16 protein-coding genes and 1 pseudogene are annotated in these 20,434 nt (G+C 67.0%); 3 read left to right on the forward strand and 14 right to left on the reverse strand.

All coding sequences use genetic code 11. The annotated features are described in order from the left end of the window. Window positions 1–29 precede the first annotated feature (29 nt). Window positions 30–911 (forward strand): LysR family transcriptional regulator, encoded by an 882-nt coding sequence (locus AC1DYK_RS10415; RefSeq protein ID WP_478166214.1) that lies wholly within the window; start codon window positions 30–32, stop codon window positions 909–911. A 9-nt stretch (window positions 912–920) separates the two neighbouring features. Here AC1DYK_RS10415 and AC1DYK_RS10420 read toward each other — a convergent pair whose 3' ends face one another. Then, window positions 921–2,015: a BMP family ABC transporter substrate-binding protein gene (locus AC1DYK_RS10420; RefSeq protein ID WP_478166215.1), complete on the reverse strand. Its 1,095-nt coding sequence runs from the start codon at window positions 2,013–2,015 to the stop codon at window positions 921–923. Between the two features lie 169 nt (window positions 2,016–2,184). Between AC1DYK_RS10420 and AC1DYK_RS10425 the strand changes: the two genes are divergently transcribed. Then, window positions 2,185–3,537, forward strand: coding sequence for a threonine/serine exporter family protein (locus AC1DYK_RS10425; protein ID WP_478166216.1), 1,353 nt, complete (start codon window positions 2,185–2,187; stop codon window positions 3,535–3,537). Between the two features lie 15 nt (window positions 3,538–3,552). Here the strand turns inward: AC1DYK_RS10425 and AC1DYK_RS10430 are convergent, their stop codons facing one another. From AC1DYK_RS10430 to xdhA, 11 genes are all read right to left on the reverse strand, one after another. Next, window positions 3,553–4,605 carry an adenosine deaminase gene (locus AC1DYK_RS10430; protein WP_478166217.1) on the reverse strand — a complete coding sequence of 351 codons (1,053 nt, stop codon included), beginning with the start codon at window positions 4,603–4,605 and terminating at the stop codon, window positions 3,553–3,555. Next, on the reverse strand, window positions 4,605–5,606 hold the full coding sequence (locus AC1DYK_RS10435) for an aromatic ring-hydroxylating dioxygenase subunit alpha (protein WP_478166218.1): 1,002 nt from the start codon (window positions 5,604–5,606) through the stop codon (window positions 4,605–4,607). Before AC1DYK_RS10435 ends, AC1DYK_RS10430 begins: the two co-directional genes overlap by 1 nt. A gap of 68 nt (window positions 5,607–5,674) precedes the next feature. Beyond that, a complete protein-coding gene (locus tag AC1DYK_RS10440) occupies window positions 5,675–6,844 on the reverse strand; it encodes a BMP family ABC transporter substrate-binding protein (protein ID WP_478166219.1) in 1,170 nt (389 codons plus the stop codon). A gap of 51 nt (window positions 6,845–6,895) precedes the next feature. After that, window positions 6,896–7,816, reverse strand: a complete 921-nt coding sequence (locus AC1DYK_RS10445; protein WP_478166220.1) for an ABC transporter permease — start codon at window positions 7,814–7,816, stop codon at window positions 6,896–6,898. Next, window positions 7,816–8,970, reverse strand: a complete 1,155-nt coding sequence (locus AC1DYK_RS10450; RefSeq protein WP_478166221.1) for an ABC transporter permease — start codon at window positions 8,968–8,970, stop codon at window positions 7,816–7,818. The genes AC1DYK_RS10445 and AC1DYK_RS10450 overlap by 1 nt, the downstream gene beginning before the upstream one ends. Beyond that, a complete protein-coding gene (locus tag AC1DYK_RS10455; RefSeq protein WP_478166222.1) occupies window positions 8,963–10,504 on the reverse strand; it encodes an ABC transporter ATP-binding protein in 1,542 nt (513 codons plus the stop codon). Before AC1DYK_RS10455 ends, AC1DYK_RS10450 begins: the two co-directional genes overlap by 8 nt. Before the next feature lie 43 nt (window positions 10,505–10,547). Beyond that, window positions 10,548–11,912: an NCS2 family permease gene (locus tag AC1DYK_RS10460; RefSeq protein WP_478166223.1), complete on the reverse strand. Its 1,365-nt coding sequence runs from the start codon at window positions 11,910–11,912 to the stop codon at window positions 10,548–10,550. 80 nt (window positions 11,913–11,992) lie between these two features. After that, window positions 11,993–12,946, reverse strand: a complete 954-nt coding sequence (locus tag AC1DYK_RS10465; RefSeq protein WP_478166224.1) for a LysR family transcriptional regulator — start codon at window positions 12,944–12,946, stop codon at window positions 11,993–11,995. Window positions 12,947–13,011: 65 nt separating this feature from the next. Further along, a complete protein-coding gene (gene xdhB / locus AC1DYK_RS10470) occupies window positions 13,012–15,438 on the reverse strand; it encodes a xanthine dehydrogenase molybdopterin binding subunit (protein ID WP_478166225.1) in 2,427 nt (808 codons plus the stop codon). Window position 15,439: 1 nt separating this feature from the next. Beyond that, window positions 15,440–15,589: a hypothetical protein gene (locus AC1DYK_RS10475; protein WP_478166226.1), complete on the reverse strand. Its 150-nt coding sequence runs from the start codon at window positions 15,587–15,589 to the stop codon at window positions 15,440–15,442. Between the two features lies 1 nt (window position 15,590). Beyond that, complete coding sequence (xdhA, locus tag AC1DYK_RS10480; RefSeq protein ID WP_478166227.1) at window positions 15,591–17,174, reverse strand: xanthine dehydrogenase small subunit; 1,584 nt, start codon at window positions 17,172–17,174, stop codon at window positions 15,591–15,593. A 326-nt stretch (window positions 17,175–17,500) separates the two neighbouring features. Between xdhA and AC1DYK_RS10485 the strand changes: the two are divergent. After that, window positions 17,501–18,014 (forward strand): annotated as a pseudogene (locus AC1DYK_RS10485) (transposase); the annotation flags it as partial. Between the two features lie 7 nt (window positions 18,015–18,021). On the opposite strand, the gene AC1DYK_RS10490 reads toward AC1DYK_RS10485, so the two are convergent. Together AC1DYK_RS10490 and AC1DYK_RS10495 are read right to left on the reverse strand one after the other, a co-directional pair. Then, window positions 18,022–19,239 (reverse strand): hypothetical protein, encoded by a 1,218-nt coding sequence (locus AC1DYK_RS10490; protein WP_478166228.1) that lies wholly within the window; start codon window positions 19,237–19,239, stop codon window positions 18,022–18,024. A 4-nt stretch (window positions 19,240–19,243) separates the two neighbouring features. Beyond that, entirely contained in the window at window positions 19,244–20,296 is a 1,053-nt protein-coding gene (locus tag AC1DYK_RS10495; RefSeq protein WP_478166229.1) for a hypothetical protein, read from the reverse strand. Window positions 20,297–20,434: the final 138 nt, after the last annotated feature.

Raw genomic sequence — 20,434 nt, forward strand, 5'->3', positions numbered from 1 at the left:
TCGATCATTCGAAACTTATAGTTCGGAATATGGACAAGCTGCGCGCCATGGAAGTCTTCGTTGCCGCCATCGATGCCGGCAGCTTCGCGGGCGCCGCACGGAGCCTGGACCTCTCGGCCGTGATGGTCGGCAAGCACATCCAGGCCCTCGAAACCCAGCTCGGCGCGCGCCTGCTCGAGCGCAGCACGCGCCGCCACCGGCTGACCGAGATCGGCGCGGCCTACCTGGAGCGCTGCCGCGACGTGCTCGCCAGCGTGCACACCGCCGACGGGGTGGCCGAAACGCTGCGCGCGGTGCCGCAGGGCACGCTGCGGGTCACGGCGCCCGTGGCCTACGGCGCGCACCGGCTGATGCCGGTCATCGGCGACTACATGGCGGCGCATCCGCAGGTGCGGGTGGAGCTCCATCTCAACGACCGGGTGGTCGACCTGGCGGAGGAAGGTTTCGATTGCGGCGTGCGCTCGGGCGCTCCGGTGGACGACCGGTGGGTCGCGCGCCCGCTGGCGCGCTCGCGCCTGTTCGCGGTCGCGAGCCCGGACTTCGTCGCCCGCCACGGGGCGCCGCATCATCCTTCGGCGCTGGAGACCTTGCCGCTGCTGTCCTTCGCAGCCTGGGGCCCGGCGCATTCATGGCGCTTCACGCGCGCGGGCGAGACCGTGCACGTGCGGGTCAACGGCCCCCTGGTGAGCAACAATGGACAGGCGCTGCTCACCGCGGCCATCCAGGGCGTCGGCGTGATCGTCCAGGCCGACCCGCTGCTCGCCCCGGCGCTGGCAGCGGGCCAGGTCGTGCAACTGCTGCCGGACTGGGAGCTGCCGGCCAGCAACGTATCCATCGTCCGGCTGCCCGAGGCGCGGCCGAGCGCCAAGCTGCGCAGCTTCGTTGATTTCGTAGTGGATCGACTGGGCTGACGCAAAGGCTCAGGGCGTCCGGCGCGCGACCCTGCCTTGCACGCCCTCGACCAGCCAGTTCATGTTGAGGATCTGCTCGTCGCTCAGGCTCTGGCCCTTCGCGATCACCACCCTGCCCTCGTTGTCGCGCACGTCGGCCGCGGCGCGGAAAGGCTGCAGCCGGCCGGCCGCGATGTCCTGCTGGCGCGCGAGCACCTCGTCCTGCACCACCTTCGGCACCTTGGGGCCGAAGTCGCCGACCCGGATCATTCCCTCCTTGACGCCACCCCAGACGCTGCCGCTCTTCCAGCTGCCGTCGAGGACCGCGCGGGCGCGCTCGGTGTAGTAGCCGCCCCACTGGTGGGTGACGGCGACGATCTGCGCATCGGGGGCGACCTTGCGCATGTCGGAGTGGTAGGCCACGGCCATCTTGCCGCGCTCCTGCGCCGCGGCCATGACCGCAGTCGAGCCGGTGTGGAAGGCGATCACGTCGACGTCCTGGTTGAACAGGGTCATCGCGGCGTCGCGCTCCTTCGGCGGATCGACCCAGGCATCGAGCCACACGACCTTGACTTGCGCCTTCGGATCGACCGAGCGCATGCCGAGCGTGAAGGCGTTGATGCCCTGCAGCACTTCGGGGATCGGGAAGCCGGCGACGTAGCCCGCGACGTGGGTCTTGGTCAGGCGCCCGGCGGCGACGCCGGCCAGGTAGCGGCCCTCGTAGTAGCGCGCGTTGGCGATCGCCACGTTGGGCGCGGTCTTGTAGCCGGTGATCGACTCGAACTTCACGTCGGGGAAGTCGCGCGCCACCTTGAGCGTCGGCTCCATGTAGCCGAAGCTGGAGGTGAAGATCAGCTTGTTGCCCTGGCGCGCCAGGTCGCGGATCACGCGCTCGGCGTCGGCGCCCTCGGCGACGTTCTCGACATAGGTGGTTTTCACCTTGGCGCCGAGCGCGGCTTCGACCGCCTTGCGGCCGTCCTCGTGCTGGCGGACCCAGCCGGCGTCGGTCACCGGCGCGACGTAGACGAAGCCGATCCTCAACGGATCGGCCGCCGGCGCGGGTTGGGAAAAAGAAGGCGATAAAAAACAGGCGGCCGCGAGCGCGGCTGCGAGGTTTTTGTACATGGTATTCCTCTACATGGCCCCAGAATGAAAGAGACGCTGCGGGGCAGCAGCGCCGGAAGCGATTTTACCCGCAGCCTCGGCCACGCCGTGGCGCGGCAGAATGCGGGCACCAAGGATGGGCACTCATGCAGCGATCACACCGATGCCATCGATCCCGCAAGCAGATCGCATGGCGATAGACGCCACGATGCCGGACGCCGCCGCAGCGGTCGCCACCGTCTCGCCGGCCGACGCCGAGCGCCAGCTGCGCGAGCGCCGGCGCCTGTTGCGCTTCCTGTTGCGCCTGGGCCACCTGCTGCTGGCCACCGGGGCCGCGGCGGGCGTGGTCGAGACCAGCCTGCGGCGCTTGGCGCAGACCTACAAGGTCGACCATTTCAACGTGCTGGCGCTGCCCACCGTGGTGTTCGTGAACTTCGCCGACGAAGAGGTGCAGCAGATCGAATTCACCGCCGAGCAGGGCCTGGTGCTGCGATTCGACCAGATCGAGGCCGCCTACGAGCTGGCGCGCGATGCCGAGCGGGCGCCGATCGATCCCGCCGAAGGGCTCAAGCGCATCAACGCCATCCTCGCGATGCAGCCGCCTCTCGGCCTGGCGTGGGGGGTGCTGGGCCATGTGCTGGTGACCGTGGGCATCGCGCTGGTGCTGCGGCCCTCGGCCGACGTGGTGGGTGCGGCGGCCTTTTTCGGCCTGGTGGTCGGCGTGCTCAAGGTGCTGGCGCGCAACCGCGGCGTCATCACCACGCTGCTGCCCACGGTGGCGGCCTTCGTGGTGACGCTGGTGTCGCTGCTGGCCGCCCGCCACGGCTTCGCGGCCAGTCCGATCTACGTGCTGGTGGCGTCGCTGGTCACCTTCCTGCCCGGCGGCACGCTCGCCATCGCCACCATCGAGCTGGCCTACGGGGACGTGGTCTCGGGCGGCACCCGCCTCGTTTCCGGCCTGCTGCAGCTGGTGTTCCTGGTGCTCGGCATGCTGGCGGCCGCTTCGATCATCGGCCTGCCGCCGGACACGCTGCTGGTGCCGGTGGCCGACGTCGCCGTCCGGGCCTGGGCGCCGTGGCTCGGGGTGTTCCTGTTCGGCATCGGCCACACGCTGCACTATTCGGCCCGCCTGAGCACCCTGCCCTGGCTGCTGGCGCTGCTGTGCGTCGCACAGGCCGGCCAACTGGTCGGCAACGCAATCTTCGGCGGCTACATGAGCGGCTTCTTCGCCGCGCTGCTGATCACGCCGGCCTCCTACATGGTCCAGTACCGGCTGGGTGGCCCGCCGTCCATGGTCACCTTCACACCCGCGCTGTGGCTGCTGGTCCCCGGCTCGCTGGGCCTGATCGGCATGGCGGAACTGGTCGGCAACGACCGGCTCGCGGGGCTCGAGAACTTCGTCGCCACGCTGTTCTCGATCGTGGCGATCGCGCTCGGCTCGGTGATCGGCACCGGCGTCTACAACGCGCTGTTCGAGCCGGTGCTGCAGCGCGCCGGCACGATGGCGGACGTCATGCTGCGCTACCTTCGCCTGCGCCGCTGAACGTCCGGTGCGGGCTCAGACGAAGGACTCGAACACCGCGTCGAGCCGGTCGGCATAGGCCCGCTTCGCGGCGGCGTCGACGAAGCTGCCCTCGAAGCTGTTGGCCGCGAGCTGCCAGGCGTGCTGCGCGGTGAGGCCGGTGGCGGCGAAGGTCTCGGTGAAGTTCTGGTTCAGGTAGCCGCCGAAATAGGCCGGGTCGTCCGAGTTGACGGTCGCCACCAGCCCGGCGTCGAGCAAGGCGCGCAGGTTGTGCTGCGCCAGGTCGGGGAAGACGCAGAGCTTGAGGTTGGAGAGCGGACACACGGTCAGCGGAATGCGGTCCTGGGCCAGGCGCTTCATGAGCGCGGCGTCCTTGGTGCTCTGCACGCCGTGATCGATGCGCTCCACCTTGAGCACGTCGAGCGCGCTCCAGACATAGGACGGCGGTCCCTCCTCGCCTGCATGGGCGACCAGGTGGAAGCCGAGCTCGCGGCAGCGCGCGAACACGCGCGCGAACTTCTCGGGCGGATGGCCGAGCTCGCTCGAATCGAGGCCGACGCCGATGAACCGGTCGCGCAAGGGCAACGCTTGTTCAAGCGTGGCGAAGGCGTCCTCCTCGCTCAGGTGGCGCAGGAAGCACATGATCAGCGCGGCATCGACGCCGAGCTTCGCCTTGGCGTCGACACAGGCGCGGTGCAGGCCGTCGATCACGGTCTGCATCGCGACGCCGCGCTCGGTGTGGGTCTGCGGGTCGAAGAACATCTCGGTGCGCAGCACGTTGTCGGCCGCCGCGCGCTCCAGGTAGGCCCAGGCCATGTCGTAGAAATCCTGCTCCTTCAGGAGCACGCTGGCGCCGGCGTAGTAGATGTCGAGGAAGGTCTGCAGGTTGGTGAAGGCATAGGCGGCGCGCAGCGCCTCCACGCTCGCATAGGGGATGGCGACGCCGTTGCGCTGCGCCAGCGCGAAGATCAGCTCGGGCTCGAGCGAACCCTCGATGTGGATATGCAGTTCGGCCTTGGGCATGGCGCGCAGCAGCGCGGGCAGGCGGTCGGCGGCGATGTCGGGAACGGTGCGGCGGGGCGGGTTCATCAACAGACTCCGAAGGTGATGCCGCGCGTCTTCAGGTGGCGGCGGTAGAGGGAGGAGGCCTTGTCGGCCACCGTGTGAAGTTCGGCCCGCAGGTCCAGCGGCAGGCGGCGCGGCCGCTGCGATTCGAGCACCGGCTTGTCCTGCAGGAAGATCGTGTCCTGGAAGGCCCGCAGCGCCGCGTCGTCGCGCTCGAAGTCGGCGGTCGCGAACCGGAACCAGACCCGGCTGCGCTCGGGGTCGACCGGGCAGATGTAGAGCGCGATCGATTCGCGGTAGTCGTCGATGCCGACGCTCGCGGCCTCGGGCACCTTGGTCAGCACCGCGGCATAGGGGGCCATGACCTCGTAGCTGTACTCGACCTGCGCCGGCGCGGTCGAATGAACCGTCGACTGCGGCTGCCAGGCCTTGCAGCCGGTCGCGAGCAGGCCCCGCGGCGTCGGCTCGACCCGGTAGTCGTCGATCGCCGTCATCCCGCGGGCGCCGAGCCAGCCCTCGTGGACGAATCCGAAGTGCGCCATGTCGAGGAAATTCTCCACCAGCCGGGGCGCGCTGGTCTCGACCTCGTAGGGGCCGCAGTTGAGCTTGCGCAGACGCGGGTCGTCCTCCGCGGCGAAAGCGGGCGGCGCATCATCGCCCGCCTCCGCCGCCTCGAGCCGGACCCACACCAGTCCTTGCGCTTCGCGCGCCGCATGGGCGGTGACGCGGTGCGTCGCCGGCGGCACGAAGTCCGGCAGCGCCGGCACCCGGGTGCAGCGGCCGCCGGCCTCGAAGCGCCAGCCGTGGTACGGGCATTCCAGGCTCGCGCCACCGCCTTCGCAGACCACCACGCGGCCCAGCGAGAGCTGCGCGCCGCGGTGCGGACAGCGGTCCGCCCAGGCGTGAACGGCCGACGCCTCGTCGCGCCACAGCACCAGGTCTTCGCCGAGCAGCCGCACGGCCAGCGGCGCATCCCGTACCTGGTCCGCCAGCACCACCGGATGCCAGAGTCGTCTTTCAATCATCGTGGAACCTCAAACGAAAAAGGGTTGCCCCAAGGACAACCCTTCGCACCGGAATCCGGGGCCTTCGATTACTTCTTTTCGCCGCCCGGCACCTTGCCTTCGACGCCCTTGACGTAGAAGTTGACGCCACTCAGGAACTTGTCGTCGGCCACCGCACCGGCGGCCACCACTTCCTTGCCGTCCTGGTCGACGATCGGACCCTTCCAGATCGAGAAGCTGCCGTCCTTCAGGCCCTTCTTGATTTCCTCGATCTTGGCCTTGGTCTCGGCCGGCACGTCCTCGGCGATCGACACCAGGTCGATCGCGCCTTCCTTCACGCCCCACCAGGTCTGGCCGGTGGCCCACTTGCCGTCGAGCATCTCCTGCACCGCCTTGGTGTAGTACGGCGCCCAGTTGATCACGGCCGAGCCCAGGTGGGCCTTGGGGCCGTAGGCGGTCATGTCGGAATCCCAGCCGAAGGCGCGCTTGCCCTTTTCCTGCGCGGTCTTGAGCACGGCCGGCGAATCGGTGTTCTGGAACAGCACGTCGGCGCCGCCGTTGATCAGCGCGGTGGCGGCCTCGGTTTCCTTCGGCGGGCTGAACCATTCGTTGACCCACACCACCTTGGTCGTGACCTTCGGGTTGACCGACTGCGCACCCAGCGTGAAGCTGTTGATGTTGCGCAGCACCTCGGGGATCGGCACCGAGCCGACCACGCCCAGCGTGTTGCTCTTGGTCATCGAGCCCGCGATGACGCCGGCCATGTAGGCGCCCTCGTAGGTGCGGCTGTCGTAGGTGCGCATGTTCTCGGCCGTCTTGTAGCCGGTGGCATGCTCGAACTTGACTTCCTTGTTGTCCGCCGCGACCTTCAGCATCGGCTCCATGTAGCCGAAGGTGGTGCCGAAGATCAGCTTGTTGCCCTGGCTGACCATGTCGCGGAACACACGCTCGGCGTCAGCGCTCTCGGGCACGCTCTCGACGAAGGTGGTCTTGATCTTGTCGCCGAATTCCTTCTCGACCGCCTTGCGCGCGTTGTCGTGCGCGAACGACCAGCCGCCGTCGCCGACCGGGCCGACGTAGGCGAAAGCGATGTTCAGCGGTGCCGCCGGCGCGGGTGCCGCAGCGCTCGGCGCCGGGGCCGCGGGTGCGGCGGCCGGCGCGGCTGCTTCTTCCTTCTTGCCGCAGCCGATGAGGGCGGCCGAAGCGACCGCCGTGACGGCGGCCAGCTTGAGCAGGGAACGCTTGTTCAGATCATTCATTGTTTGACATCCTCGAAGGACAGGTTGACGGAGAAACAAAACGAAACGTGATTATGAGCCGGGGTAGAACGGTTTTCCTATGGAGGCCGGCATGTTGACGCGGATGAAGGCCGGGTTGCGCGAGATCAGCGCCAGCACCACGATCGGCGCGATGTAGGTCAGCATGCTGAGGAACTGGCTCGGAATGTTGACGCCGGTGCTCTGCAGGTGGAAGCCCAGCATCGAGACACCGCCGAACAGGTAGGCGCCCAGCAGCACCCGCACCGGCCGCCAGGTCGCGAAGGTGGTCAACGCCAGCGCGATCCAGCCCCGGCCCGCGACCATGCCCTCGACCCAGAGCGGCGTGTAGACCGTCGACAGGTAGGCGCCCGCCAGCCCGCACAGCGCGCCGCCGGCGATCACCGCCAGGAAACGGATGCGGCGCACCGGGTAGCCCAGCGCATGCGAGGATTCCGGCGACTCGCCGACCGAGCGCAGCACCAGGCCGGCGCGGGTGCGATAGAGGAACCAGATCAGCCCGATCGTCAGCAGCACCGCGAAGTAAACCAGCGGGTGATGGCGGAACAGGGCCGGCCCGACCAGCGGGATGTCGCCCAGCACCGGCAGCGCGTACGACACGCTCTCGGGCAGCTTGGCCTGCACGAAATTGATGCCCGCGAAGGCCGAGAAGCCGACGCCGAACAGGCTCAGCGCCAGCCCGGTGGCGTACTGGTTGGTGTTGAGCCAGATCACCAGCACGCCGAAGAAGGCCGACAGCAGCGCCCCGGCCGCCATGCCGGCCAGGAAGCCGAGCCAGGTGCTGCGCGTGACCACCACGGTGGCGAAGCCGGCGATCGCGGCGCACAGCATGATGCCCTCGGCGCCGAGGTTCACGATGCCGGCCTTTTCGTTGATCAGCAGGCCCAGCGCGGCGATCGCGAGCACGGTGCCGGCGCTGAGCGTGGAGCCCAGCAGGAGTGCGTAGCTGTCCATCATGCGGCTCCTTCCGTGGGGCGGGCAACAGGTGCGGTCAGGGGCGTGCTGGCCTGCAGCGATCCGGTGCCGCCCGCCGTCGCGGCGATGGCCTTGGGCGCCGACTTGCGGCTGATGCGGTAGGCGATCAGCGTGTCGCAGGCCAGCAGCGTGAACAGCAAGAGGCCCTGGAACACGCCGGTGAGCGATTTCGGCAGCCCGAGCCGCGACTGGGCGAGTTCGCCGCCGATGTAGAACATGCTCATGAGGATCGCCGAGAAGATCATGCCGACCGGATGCAACCGGCCGACGAAGGCCACGATGATGGCGGCGAAGCCGTAGCCCGCCGGCACATAGGGCGTGAGCTGGCCGATCGGGCCCGCCACTTCGAGCGCGCCCGCGAGGCCGGCCGCGCCGCCCGAGGTCAGCAGCGCGATCCAGACCGCGCGCCGGGCCGAGAAGCCCGCATAGCGCGCGGCCGCCGGCGCCAGCCCGCCGACCTGCTGCGCGAAGCCGGCCCGGGTGCGGAACAGGAAGACCCACAGCGCCGCCGAGCCGGCCAGCGCGATCAGCAGTCCGATGCTCACGCGCGAGCCCTTCATGAGCCGCGGGATCTGCGTCACCGCCTCGAAGGTCTTGGTCTGCGGGAAGTTGTAGCCCTGCGGATCCTTCCACGGCCCGTAGACCATGTAGCCCAGCAGCAGCACCGCGACGTAGACCAGCATCAGGCTCACGAGGATCTCGTTGGCGTTGAACTTGTCTCGCAGGAAGGCCACGATGGCGGCCCAGAACATGCCGCCCAGGATGCCCGCGACCAGGATCGGGCCCACGATCCAGCCGCCGGTGGATTTGTCGGCCAGCAAGGCGACCCCGCCGGCCGCGAGAGCGCCGAACACGAACTGCCCCTCGGCGCCGATGTTCCAGACGTTGGAGCGGAAGCAGACCGCGAGGCCGAGCGCGATGATCAAGAGCGGCGTCGCCTTGACCATCAGTTCGCCCAGCGCATAGCCGCTCTTGATCGGCTCCCAGAAGAACACGGCGAGGCCCCTGACCGGGTCCTTGCCGAGCAGGGCGAACAGCACCATGCCGATCAGCACCGTGATCAGCAGCGCCAGGATCGGCGAGCCGTAGCTCCAGAAACGCGACAGCTGCGGGCGGGGTTCGAGCTTAAGCATGGGCCACCTCCGTCGCCGCCGTGGCGGCGTGCTGCGACTTGTCCCAGAGACCGCTCATCCACTCGCCGATCTGCGGCACCGTGGCGGCGGCGCGGGCGATCGAGGGCGAGAGCCGCCCCTTGGCGATCACGTAGAGCCGGTCGCTGATCTCGAACAGCTCGTCGAGCTCCTCGCTGACCACCAGCACCGCGCAACCGGCGTCGCGCAGCGCCAGGATCTCGCCGCGGATCAGCGCCGCGGCGCCCACGTCCACGCCCCAGGTCGGCTGCGAGACGATGAAGATCTTCGGATTGGCATCGATCTCGCGACCGACGATGAACTTCTGCAGGTTGCCGCCCGACAGCGAGCGCGCCGCCGCGCCCGGCCCGCCGGCCTTGACGTTGAAGCGCTTGATGATGTCGCTGGCGTGCTGCTGCAGCGCGCGGGTGCGGATCCAGCCGCCACGGCCGACCGCGTTGCTGCGCGTCAGCAGCATGTTCTGCGCCAGGGCCAGGGTCGGCACGGCGCCGCGGCCCAGCCTTTCCTCGGGCACGAAATGCAGGCCCAGCGCCCGCCGGCGGCGCGGCCGAAAGTGCGCCGCCGGCTGGCCGAAGACCTCGATCATGCGGGCCTCGGCCCGCGTGTCCTCGCCCGAGAGCGCATAGAGCAACTCTTTCTGGCCATTGCCCGAGACGCCCGCGATGCCCACCACCTCGCCGGCCCGGACGTCGAGCGAGATGCCGTCGAGGTCGACGCCGAACTGGTCCTCGCGCGCCAGGCTCAGGGCCTTGACTTGCAGCGCCACCGCGCCCGCATGCACCGGCCGGTGCTGCAGGGGCGGCGGCTCGGCGCCGATCATCAGCCGCGACAGCGACTCGTTCGATTCGTTCTGCGGGTTGCACACGCCCGTCACCTTGCCGCCGCGCAGCACCGTGCAGGCGGTGCACAGCTCGCGGATCTCGTGCAGCTTGTGGCTGATGTAGAGGATGCTGCAACCCTCGGCGGCCAGCTTCTTGAGCACCACGAACAGCTTCTGCACCGCCTGCGGCGTCAGCACCGAGGTCGGCTCGTCGAGGATCAGGAGCTTGGGGTTGGTCAGCAGCGCACGGATGATCTCGACCCGCTGCATTTCGCCGACCGACAGCGTATGGACCGGCCGCGAGGGGTCGATGTCCAGGCCGTACTCGGCGGCCTTGCCCTGGACGCGGCGCACCACCTCGGCCAGCGCCAGGCTCTTGTCCAGGCCGAGCCAGACGTTCTCGGCCACGGTCAGGGTGTCGAACAGGCTGAAATGCTGGAACACCATGCTGATGCCCAGCGCCCTCGCCTCCTGCGGGTTGCGCACGTTGACCGGCTGGCCGTTGAACATCACGCTGCCTTCATCGGGCTTCACCGAGCCGTAGATGATCTTCATGAGCGTGGACTTGCCGGCGCCGTTCTCGCCGAGGACCGCGTGGGTTTCGCCGGGCGCCACCGTCAGCGAGACGTCGCTGTTGGCGACCACCGCGGGATAGCGCTTCGTGATGTGCGCGAGCTGGAGTCTGTGGATTGTCATGCCTGTGCCTGGCTTCTTTTTGGGTTTTAGCGACGCATTGTCGTCAGTGTCCGCCGATATAGATGAACTTGAACAGGAACACGCCGCCGATCAGCCAGACCATCCAGTGGACTTTCGTGGCCTGGCCGGTGAACAGCTTGAGCACCGCATAGGTGATGAAGCCGAACGCCAGGCCATTGGCGATGGAATAGGTGAAGGGCATGGTCAGCGCCGTGACGGCCGCCGGAACCACCTCGGTCGTGTCGTCCCAGTCGAGTTCGGTCAATTCCCTAAGCATCAAACAGGCCACGAAGAACAGCGCCGGCGCCGTCGCATAGGCCGGCACCGCGCCGGCCAGGGGCGAAATCACCAGCGCGGCCAGGAACAGCACCGCCACCGTCAGCGCCGTGAGGCCGGTGCGCCCGCCCGCCTGAACGCCGGCCGCGCTCTCCACATAGGCGGTGGTGCTGGAGGTGCCGAGCAGCGAACCCGCGAAGATCGCGCCGCTGTCGGCCAGCAGCGCCTTGTTGAGGCGGTCCATCTTGGCCGGCACCAGCAGGCCGGCGCGCCGCGCCACGCCCATCAGCGTGCCGGTGGCGTCGAACAGCTCGACCAGGAAGAACACCAGGATCACGTTGAGGATGCCGCCCGACAGCGCCGCCTTGATGTCGAGCTGCAGGAAGGTCGGCGCGATCGAGGGTGGCGCCGCGAAGATGCCGTGGAAGACGTTGCCGGCGAAGAAGAACGAGGCCACGGTGACGGCGATGATGCCGATCAGGATCGCCCCCGGCACCTTGAGCCGGTCGAGCACCACGATCAGGAAGAAGCCCAGGGTCGCCAGCACCACCTCGGGCGTGTGCAGGTCGCCGAGCGTGACGTAGGTCGCCTTGGACGGCGCCACGATGCCCGCGCTCTTGAGCGCGATGATCGCCAGGAAGAGCCCGATGCCGACGGTGATGGCCACCCGGATCGAATGCGGGATGCCGCGGATGATCAGCTCGCGCAGCTTGAACACCGTGACCAGCAGGAACAGGCAGCCCGAGACGAACACCGCCCCCAGCGCCGCCTGCCAGGTGAAGCCCATCTGCAGCACCACCACATAGGCGAAATAGGCATTGAGCCCCATGCCCGGCGCCAGCGTGATCGGGTAGTTGGCGTACAGCGCCATGATGCCCGTGCCCAGGGCGGCGATCAGGCAGGTGGCGACGAACACCGCGTCCTTCGGCATCCCCGCGTCGCCGAGGATCGACGGGTTGACGAAGATGATGTAGGCCATCGTCAGGAAAGTCGTGAGGCCCGCCACCAGCTCGGTGCGCACCGTGGTGTTGTGCTCCCTGAGCTTGAATATCCGCTCGGCCCAGCCGGCCGCGGAAGGCTGCGGCGCGCTGCCGTGCTGCTCGAGGTCGAGCACTTGTTCTGTCCGGTTCATCGCTTGTGTCTCCGTCTCATTTCTTGGGGTCCGTGGCGTTTCTGCAGGGGTCGCGACGCCGGCGCGACAAACGAATCGGTCTATTCGGGTCCGGTCGCGGCGGGCGGCGGGCGCAGCGAGGCCGCCACCGCCTTGGTGCGCTCGCGCAGCCAGCGCGCCGAGCTCGACGAATGGGTGCGCTCGTGCCACAGCTGGTAGTACATGAGGCGCGGCAGCGGCACCGGGCAGTCGAGGATCGCGACCGGCAGCCGGTCGAGGAAGCGCTCGCAATACTGGCGCCCGGTGGTGAGCACCAGCAGGCTCGAGGCCACCATGTCCGGGATCAGCCCGAAATGGGCGCAGCGCGCCATGATGTTGCGCTGCCGCCCCATCTCGTCGAGCATCTGGTCGATGATCCCGCGCGCCCCCGGATGCGTGGGCGTCGGCGCGATGTGCTCGGCCGCGAGCCAGCTCTCCAGGTCCCAGCCGCGGCGCACCGCCGGATGGTCCTTGTTGACCAGCGAAACGATGTCGTCGCCGAACAGGCGCGCCATGTGCAGGTCCTCCGGCGGCTTGAGCCAGTTGCCGATCACCAGGTCGACCTGCCCGAGCGACAGGTGCGAGTGATAGTCCGAGTCGGACGACAGCGGATGGATCTCGATGTGGCACAGCGGCGCCTGGCTCTTGATCTGCGCCACCAGCATCGGCAGGAACAGCGGGTCCATGTAGTCGCTGGCGGCGATGCGGAAGGTGGTGGCCGCGGTCTGCGGATCGAAGCCGCGGGCGTCGCTGAACAGCACCTCGGCCGAGCGCAGGATCGCCGCAGCGGGCTCGATCATGCGCAGTCCGGCATCGGTCGGCACCATGCCCGAGCCCGAGCGCACCAGCAACGGGTCGCCCGAGAGCTCGCGCAGCCGCTTGAGGGCGGCGGAGACGGCGGGCTGGTACATCCCCAATCGGATGGCGGCACGCGAGACGCTGCGGTCGGTCAGCACGGTGTGTAGAACCCGGATGAGATGAAGATCAATCTTGTCGAGAAGCGCCTGGTCTCTCATGTCTGCCCGCCGTGGTCTGGAATGTGCGGGCAGTTATACAGCGCTGCATTCACATGGAAACGCCCTCAGGCGGCAGCCTGCTGCACCGCGGTGATCGCCTTCAGGATCGCCTCGCTGGTGGCCGGCGCGCGCAGCGGCGGATCGGCCCGGTGGCCGCCCACCGCCGACACCGCGTCGCGGATCGCGAAGAAGACCGAGAACGGCAGCAGGAGCGGCGGCTCGCCGACCGCCTTGCTGCGGTGGATCGAGTCCTCGAAGTTCTGGCCTTCGAACAGCCGCACGTTGAACACCGGCGGGCAGTCGTTGGCGGTCGGGATCTTGTAGGTGCTGGGCGCATGGGTGGTCAGGAGGCCGGTCTTCGGGTGCCAGACCAGTTCCTCGGTCGTGAGCCAGCCCATCCCCTGGATGAAGGCGCCCTCGACCTGGCCGATGTCGACGGCCGGATTCAGCGACTTGCCGGCGTCGTGCAGGATGTCGGCGCGCAGCAGCTTCCATTCGCCGGTCAGCGTGTCGACGATCACCTCGCTCACCGCCGCGCCGTAGGCGAAGTAGTAGAACGGGCGGCCGAACATCTTGTCCTTGTCCCAGCTGAGCCCCGGCGTGGCATAGAAGCCGTCGGACCAGAGCTGCACGCGGTCGAGGTAGGCCTCGCCGATCACGGTGGCGAAGGGCAGCGTGCGGCCGTTGACTTCGACCTTGTCGTTGGCGAAGCGCACCGCGCCGGCCTCGCCGCCGTGGCGCGCCGCGGCGCAGGCGGCCAGCCGCTCGCGGATCTGGCGCGCCGCGTCCTGCGCGGCCTTGCCGTTGAGGTCGGCGCCGGTCGACGCGGCGGTCGCCGAGGTGTTGGCGACCTTCTGCGTGTCGGTTGCCGTGACCCGCACGCTCTCGAAGCTGACGCCGAGTTCGTGCGCCACCACCTGCGCCACCTTGGTGTTGAGGCCCTGCCCCATCTCGGTGCCGCCATGGTTCACGAGGATCGAGCCGTCGGTGTAGACATGGACCAGCGCGCCGGCCTGGTTGAAGTGCTTGACGTTGAACGAGATGCCGAACTTGAGCGGCGCCAGCGCGATGCCGCGCTTGAGCACCGGGCTCTTCGCATTGAAGGCCGCGATCTCCTCGCGCCGCGCGCGATAGCCGCTGGTGACTTCGAGATCGGCCACCAGCTCGTGGATGATGTTGTCGCTGACCCGCTGGCCGTAGGGCGTGACTTCGCGCTCGCCCTTGCCGTAGAAATTGATGCGTCGCACGTCGAGCGGGTCGCGGCCCAGTTCGCGCGCCACGCTGTCGAGGATGTTCTCGATCGCGATCGCGCCTTGCGGGCCGCCGAAGCCGCGGAAGGCCGTGTTGCTCTGCGTGTTGGTCTTGCCCGAGTAGCCGTGCATCGCGACGTCGGGCAGCCAGTAGGCGTTGTCGAAGTGGCACAGCGCGCGGGTCATCACCGGGCCCGACAGGTCGGCCGAGTGGCCGGCGCGCGACACCATCGTGATCTCGGCGCCGAGGATGCGGCCCTCGTCGTCGTAGCCGACCTCGTACTCGTACCAGAAGCAGTGGCGCCGGCCGGTGATCATGAAGTCGTCGTCGCGGTCCAGCCGCAGCTTGACCGGACGCCTGAGCTTGTTGGCCGCCACCGCCGCCACGCAGGCGAACAGCGCCGACTGCGACTCCTTGCCGCCGAAGCCGCCGCCCATGCGCCGGCACTCGACCTGGACCTCGTTGGCGTGCAGGTGCAGCGCGTGCGCGACCAGGTGCTGCATCTCGCTCGGATGCTGGGTCGAGCAGTACACGTGCATCGTGCCGCCCTCCTTCGGGATCGCGTAGCTGATCTGGCCTTCGAGGTAGAACTGCTCCTGGCCGCCGACGTCGAGCTCGGCCTTGAGCCGGTGCGGCGCCTTCGCGATCGCAGCCTGCGCGCCGCCCTCGTTCGTGCTGCGCACCAGGTGCATCGGCGGCACCACGTACTGGCCCTTGGCGTGCGCGTCCTGCGGCGTCAGCACCGGCGCTTCGGCGTCGATCTCGAGCGCGTCGCCGGCGCGGGCCGCGGCGCGGCGTGCGGCGTCGCGGGTCTCGGCGATCACCGCGAACACCGGCTGGCCCAGGTAGCGGATGTCGCCGCCGCAAAGGATCGGATCGTCATGGACGATCGAGCCGCAGTCGTTGCTGCCCGGAATGTCGGCCGCCGTGAGCACCGCCACCACGCCCGGCATCGCACGAATGGCGTCGAGCTTCATCTCCTTCAGGCGGCCGCGGGCCGCGGGCGAGAGGCCCAGCGCGCAGTGCAGCGTGCCCGCGAGTTCCGGGATGTCGTCGATGTAGGTCGCTTCGCCGGCCACGTGCAGCTGCGCCGACTCGTGCGGCCGGCTGATGCCCACCCGCGCACCGTCGTCGTGCGCCTTGGCCTCGGCGCGCTCGTCGATGCGGGCGGCCGCGTTCGTGAGGTAGTCCGCGAAGGCTTCCGCGGGCTGGAGCAGGCTGGGGTCGAGGGGTTTGTTCATGTCAGTTGCTCCAGCGCGCTTGGCGCGCCCCACGACCCGTGAAACCGGCGCAATCAAAGGCAAGGAACACCGCGGAACCGGCTTTGCCGGGCCGCTGGTGTTGCCCCCTTGAGGGGGAGGCGCCGAAAGGCGCTTCGGGGGTGAGTTTCATTTCAGGCTCCTTGCACGGCGTCGAGGGCGGCATGGGGCATCACGCTCCAGACGCTGGTGGCTTCCACCGGCAGCGGGTCGGTGGTGCGTGTTTCCAGCCACAGGCGCTGCAGCAGGTTCTGCGCCACCTGCAGGCGGTAGTCGGCGCTGGCCCGCATGTCGGTCAGCGGCTTGAAGTCCTGCGCCAGCGCGAGCTTCGCGGCGTTGACGCTGGCCTGGGTCCAGGGCTTGCCCGTCAGTGCGGCCTCGGCCCGCGCGGCGCGCTTGACCGTGGCGGCCATGCCGCCGAAGGCGAGGCGCACTTCCTTGACCACATCGCCGTCGAGCGCGATCGAGAAGCCGCCGCACAAGGCCGAGATGTCGCAGTCGAAGCGCTTGCTGATCTTGTAGGCCCTGACCTGCCGCCGGAGCGCCGCCAGCGGCACCGACATGCCCTGCACGAACTCGCCGGGCTCGAGCCGGTTCTTCATGTAGTCGACGTAGAAATCAGGCAGCGGCATGCGGCGCACGTGCTCGCCGCGGCGCAGCTCGATCTCGGCATCCAGCGCCATCAGCACCGGCGGCGAATCGCCGATCGGCGAGCCGTTGGCGACGTTGCCGCCCATGGTTCCCGCATTGCGGATGGGGGGCGAGGCGAAGCGCAGCCAGACGTCGGTCAGGCTGGGCGCGCGCTGCGCCAGCGCGCGGAAGGCGCTCTCGAGCGAGGCGCCGGCGCCGATGTAGAGGGCGTCTGCGCGCTCCTCGATCACCTTCAGTTCGGCCACGTCGCCCACCGAAATGATGTCGCCGAGATCGCGGAACTGCTTGTTGACCCACAGGCCGACGTCGGTCGAACCCGCGAGCAGCTGCGCGCCCGGCTTGGCTTCGCGCAGGGCGGCGAGTTCGGCCAGGGTGGTCGGGGCGTGGAAATGGTCCAGCCGCTGGCCCAGGGGCGCGGCGTAGTCGAAGGTGCCGTCGCGCTTCAGGGTGGACAGGGCCTCGACCACGGGCGCGGTGTCGAGCCGCACACCGGGCAGGTCGAACATGCGCTGGCCGGCATCGAGGATCGGCCGGTAGCCGGTGCAGCGGCACAGGTTGCCCGACAGCTCGTCGGCCAGCTGCTGGCGGGTCGGCCGGCTGCCGCCTTCCTGGTGATGCTCGTAGGTCGACCACAGCGACATCACGAAGCCGGGGGTGCAGAAGCCGCACTGCGAGCCATGGCAGTCGACCATCGCCTGTTGCACGGGGTGCAGGCGCTGCACCGGATGCTTGTCGTGCTGGGCCGGATCCCGGCCGTGGCTGCACTGCGCCTTCAGGTCCTCGACCGTGAACAGCGCCTTGCCGTGCAGCGTCGGCAGAAACTGGATGCAGGCGTTGACCGTCTGCAGCCGCAGGCCGCCCACCGCATTTGTTTCGCCGGGCTGGGCCAGCTCGCCGATGACCACGGTGCAGGCACCGCAATCGCCCTCGTTGCAGCCTTCCTTGGTGCCGGTGCAGCGGGCATCCTCGCGCAGCCAGTCGAGCACCGAGCGGGTCGGATGCACGCCGCCGACGTCGACGATCCGGCCGCGGTGGAAGAAGCGGATGGGTTGGGTGCTCGGGGTCATGCGGGTCTCGTGGGTGTCTTAGTCAACGCTCTGGAGCGATCAAGAATCGGGCCAACTGGAAGTTAGTTCTTTGCGGCGCCTCATGCATACGGTCGCCGCCATATCTCTTATGTGGGCGCCGGTATGTGACGCTGGGGAAAACCCTTGAGTCAGAGGCCATTGTGGACCTGGGCGGGGTCGGTATCCAGGCCCGCATCCGATGGTCCCTGGGGCGTTCGGGGCGCGTACCGAGGACACCGGGTGGCCCCGGCACGGGAAACGCTCCGTGGTGATCGTCGATCAAAGACCGATGTGACGGATCACACTGTCAGCGTGAGCCCGCCCCGGTTCACCCCAATCCGCCCTCCGAGCGCTCGCGGACCGTGGGGCTGCGCGGATCTATCCGCCAATTAAGTAGGCTGCTCCACCTGCTGGTGGACGGGGGTGGTGTCCCCTTGTCGCCCGTCGTGACCGCGGCCAACGTGAATGACGTGACGCAAGTGGAGGGCGGTACTGGCTGGCAGTATGGTCAAGCGGGCAACGCCCAAGCAGCGTCGTTCCAAGCATCCGTGCGCCGATGCCGGATATCGGGGCACGAACGCCATGCGGATCATCCTGGCCCATGGCTACATCGCGCATGTGGTGGACCGCAAGAGCGAGGTCGACGAGAAGAAACGCAATCCGAAGAAGAAGAAGAAGGCCCGTCGCTGGGTGGTCGAAGCACGTCACGGCGGGTTCGACAGGTTCAGGAAACTGCTGGCGCTACGAAAAGCTGGAGCACACCTTCCTGGCTCTCAACTACCTGGCCGCCACATCATCGCCCTACGCAAAATCATCCTGCCGGGTCACCTCATTTACGGATCAGTTCTTAGGGTTGCCTCGGCATGGTCTGCGGCGCTTGGGGTGTGGAAGTTGGAGGCATCACCGGCCCCGTGGGCATGGTGAACAAGGGCTTGGCAGTCGGGGGTGGTGGGTTCTTCATGCGGGCCTCAATCTGGTCCGCGAGTTGTGCCATGTCGCTATTGCCGGGATTCTGGTTGGAATGAAGCCGCGCGACGGCCGCCAACTTCTGCACCTGCGAATCTGGCGCCGCCTCGGCAAGCAGCGGCATCGCCTCGGGCGAAGACAGATAGACCAGGGTCTTGCGCGCATCGGTGCCCGGCTCGCTCAGTTTGGAGACGATGATGTCGTCCATGCTGCGCCCCGTCTTCGCACTTTCGATTGTGGCGCTCGCGCGCAGCCAATCCACATAGCGCAAGGCATCCACGCCCCCGAACTTCCCGACCGCATCATCGAACGGAGGCTCGGTGTCTCGCAGCAGCTTCGCCATGTCATCGGAAGATTTCAGGAATGGCGCGGCGTTGAAGTCCTGGCCGCTATTAAGAGCGTTCGCCAGGACGGAGGAGGCGAGCGGATTCTTCGATGCCCGAATTTCCGCGAGGAACTCCTTTTGCTTCTCTGGTGGCGCGCTTGGGATGAGGTTTGCCATTTCGCGAAAATACGAATCGGTGTCCAGGGCTCCGCTTTTCAGGGCATCCTTCAAAACGTACTCAGTGCCCGGCATATACTCCAGGCCAGCATAATACATGGCTGCATCGTGCGCGACGCTCTTATTGGAATCGGAGGCCATCTTTTTCAATTCGAGCGCGATATCATGATTCGCCCCAGATGTGTTCTCCCGGTTATAAATCGCGGAAAGAATAGAAGTCATTGCGATTTTTTCATCGTCACTCAATTTCCCGCCGCGCAAGAGCCCGAGGGCTAGCGTTGCGGACTGGGGGGTCGCGGAAATGCCCTTCGCGTATATTTCCTCCAACGCGATGCGCCCAGCGATCCCCGTCGTCGGCTTATAGAAGCGCAATGGATTTTGCTCGTCGATCTTCGAGGCCGCAATTGCCACGTTGGCGCGGTACTCGATGGCGCCGTTCGTCGTCGGCGCGCTGTTGTTGACAACCGGGGCCGAGATGGCCTTTGGCTGCGTCGTCGAGAGGCCGGCCTGCGGCGCTTCCAGCCAGTGGTTGCGATACAGAGAGAGAATTCCCGCAACACAAGCCAATCCGAGCAGGGTCCAGTGAATTTTTTTCATACGGTCACCCCCGGAAATTTTTCAGCTTATCAAACATGACTGTAGGAAGTATGGCTCCGATCAGGTCGGAATGTAAGAAAAATATCCATCGTTCGTACGGCAAATTGGAATGTGACTGAATCGGGTTCCCCTTTACATCCGTTTCACCACCGCCAGTGAAGATACTGTAGATATCGAACACGTAGGTATCGCAGCGATATTTCCCTCTCTGCAATGCGTGGGTTGCGTCTGCCGGAAGCGCCGGCATTGCTGCGGTTGAAAGCGTGTAGGTGGCGCCTATTCTCCATATCTGATATGCGCGCATATTCATGGCGGCACGGCTATGCAACACTTGACCGGCGTTGTTTCTGCAATTGACCTCGAAGCAACCCTTGACGTAAAAGAACGGAATGTTCGGGTAGCCCGCGCCCCAGTATGCGGCAGGTCCCTGCGACGCCACTGTTGCCTTGAAATTAGCAACCGACACGTATTGCACGACCAGCAATTCGTTCATCACTTGGTAGATATTGCTTCCGTCGTAATAACCAACATGCCCAGGGAAGGCAATGAAACTCGCAAGGGTGCGGCCTACCACATCGCCCGCCCGTCTCGGTTCCGGCTTATTCAAATCCGGGTCTTGGCCGATATTCCAAAGCGCCTGTCCGTTCCAGTAAATAACGAGATTGCCATCATTCTGAGCCGCGACGTATGCGCCTGGGTGATTTTGCGTAGCTGAATTCCAGACGGCGCCCCACCCGCTGTTGTATACAACAAAATTTCCGTCGCCTTGCATTGGCGCCACATACCCTCCTCGACCGTTGGTGTAGGAGGCCCATCGGACTCCCCCATCGATGGTCCTGTAATAGACGAGGTTGCCATCGCCCTGCATGACGAGTAGGTAGCGACCATCATCCGAATAGATACCTTGGCCCGGATATAGCGAATAGCCCGGTAGCAGGTTGGCGGCGCTACTCAAATTTGCCGCGCAGAACAGAACGATCGAGAGCACGTATCGTACAAAATCATTCACTTTCTTCTCCAGTTGATTTTTTCGTTCTGCCAGCAAGGAAGAACACATGGAGAGTGAATTTTTCGTCCTCGGCGTGTCAATCAGAAGAGTCCAAAAATTCGATTGAATTTTCTATTTAGCACTGTCCACCGGGCGAATGAGCCAGAAGGATCCCGCCAAGTAGTCAGGGTTGATCTTCCATAGCGA

The sequence above is a fragment of the Variovorax sp. P2_H12 genome (assembly GCF_056403395.1).